Raw genomic sequence first — 2,011 nt, forward strand, 5'->3', positions numbered from 1 at the left:
GCGATCGATCCGTTTGACGGCGTCCAGCGCAATAGGCGAGATCGGCGCGGCTTTGCCACCACGCTTGGCGTTCGTGGCGATGTCGGCCAGCACGAAGAACTTGCGACGCGAATGTGCCCAGCAGAGTGCCTGGCGCAGAGGCGCGGGATCGCGATCTGCTTTGAACAGCGGATTGTAGCCGCCATAGGCATCTGCCTGCAGAATGCCGGTGTAGGTCTTCAGGTGGTGCTCGGGATGCTCCTGTCGCCGGTCTCGTGAGGCATAGTAAAGGGCAGCAGGCGGTGAGTGCCCGCCAAATGGTCGGTCATCCCTGACATAGGTCCAGATGCGACCGGTATTGGTCTTTCCCTTCGCCAGGATCGGCACGGTCGTGTCATCACCATGCAGTCGTTCGGCCGCCAGAACATGGGCCTCGATCAGCGAATGGATGGGCCTGAGGGCCGCGGCACACGCGCCAACCTGGTCAGCCAGTGTCGAAAGGCTGAGATCGATCCCCTCACGGCAATAGCGTTCGCTTTGACGGTTGAGCGGTTGATGCTGGGCGAACTTCTCAAACAGGATCATTGCCAGAAGGTTGGGCCCGGCAAAGCCTCGTGGCGTCACATGGAAGGGCGCTGGGGCTTGCGTGATCTTCTCGCATTCACGACAGGAGAACTTCTCCCGCACGGTCTGAATGACCTTCCACTGACGCGGAATGACCTCCAAAGTCTCGGTGACATCCTCGCCGAGCTTCGACAACCTGGCCGATCCACAGCAGGGACAACTGATTGGGGCGGCGATAACGACACGTTCGCGCGGCAGATGTTCAGGAAACGGCTTGCGTGAAGGGCGCTTACGCTCGAAGGCCCTGACGGTTGAGGCACTGGCTGCGATCTCTGCTGTCAGTTCATCTTCGCCGGCATCAGCTTCGAGTTCTTCGAGCTGCAGTTCCATCTGTTCGAGAAGCCGTGCCTTGCGCTCAGAGCGGCTGCCGTAAAGCTCGCGGCGAACCTTCTCGATCTCCAGCTTCAGCCGGGCGATCAGCGCCTCGGAATGTGACACGAGCGCCTTTGCACTGGCAGCTTCCGCCTTCGCTATCGTCGCTTCGGCCTCGGCCGCAACACGGCGCGCTCGCTCTTGCGCCAGAGCAGCAAGTGCACTGGCAAGATCCTTAGGAAGCTGTTGGGCCGCGTCGTTCATGGAGTGATGGAATCATATTCGCTCCCGTCATTCCAGCATTTTTACTTACCCGACCGAGGTCGGAACCCGTGTTTTTGCGGCATCCGCCAGTCGATCTCTTCCAGCAGATATCCGAGCTGCGCAGGTGTGATCACCACCGTTCCATCGGCCGCCGACGGCCAAATGAAGCGTCCCCGCTCCAGCTTTTTCGTGAACAGGCACGCTCCTTGGCCATCATGCCAGATGACCTTGATCAGGCCGCCGCCACGACCGCGGAAGACGAACAGGTGTCCACACATCGGATCGCGCTTCAGCGTCTCCTGCACCATCAACGACAAACCGGGAAAACCCTTGCACATGTCCGTATGGCCTGGCGCCAGCCAGACCTTCACACCAGCAGGAACCGGGATCATCGCCGACCCAGCACACAATCGAGAATGCGGCTAGGTGCCTCCGTGTCGATGTCGCTGTCCACGCGGACACGACGACCGCGGCCCAGATCAATCGTGACATCGCTGCGTTTCCGGCGGGGATGCGATGAGGCTGGCGCTTCTGAGGCGGCAGGCTGGGCTGCCGGCGCGGCCTCCGAAACGATCACGGGCACCAAGGTGCTCGATCCCGGCGTCGACGGCTCCTCGATCCGGCAGAGTTCTTTGCGCCACCGAAAGAGCTGGCTCACGTGGATGCCGGCCGATCGCGCAATCTCGGAAAGAACCGCACCAGGCTCAAGGCAGGCGGCAACCAGCCGCTCCTTGTCCTCGCGAGACCAGCGCCGACGGCGATCGACAGACGTGATCACTTCAATCGAATGCTTGGTCATAGGACTACTCCTAGTGTTTGCACTAGGACTTCC

The 2,011-nt window shown here is 61.1% G+C and carries 3 protein-coding genes; all 3 read right to left on the reverse strand.

Going from position 1 to position 2,011, the window contains the following annotated elements; all coding sequences use genetic code 11:
* On the reverse strand, nucleotides 1-1,179 hold a 1,179-nt coding region (gene tnpC, locus V6765_RS24040; RefSeq protein WP_448433125.1), incomplete at its 3' end, for an IS66 family transposase.
* 41 nt (nucleotides 1,180-1,220) lie between these two features.
* Complete coding sequence (tnpB, locus tag V6765_RS24045; RefSeq protein ID WP_448433126.1) at nucleotides 1,221-1,571, reverse strand: IS66 family insertion sequence element accessory protein TnpB; 351 nt, start codon at nucleotides 1,569-1,571, stop codon at nucleotides 1,221-1,223.
* Nucleotides 1,568-1,978 (reverse strand): IS66-like element accessory protein TnpA, encoded by a 411-nt coding sequence (gene tnpA, locus V6765_RS24050; RefSeq protein WP_448433127.1) that lies wholly within the window; start codon nucleotides 1,976-1,978, stop codon nucleotides 1,568-1,570. Before tnpA ends, tnpB begins: the two co-directional genes overlap by 4 nt.
* Nucleotides 1,979-2,011 lie beyond the last annotated feature (33 nt).

The sequence above is a fragment of the Martelella sp. FOR1707 genome (assembly GCF_053484265.1).

Excerpts from the sequence above, each read along its gene's own strand:
- tnpB (WP_448433126.1), bottom strand. The coding sequence starts at position 1,571 with ATGATCCCGGTTCCTGCTGGTGTGAAGGTCTGGCTGGCGCCAGGCCAT.
- tnpA (WP_448433127.1), bottom strand. The coding sequence starts at position 1,978 with ATGACCAAGCATTCGATTGAAGTGATCACGTCTGTCGATCGCCGTCGG.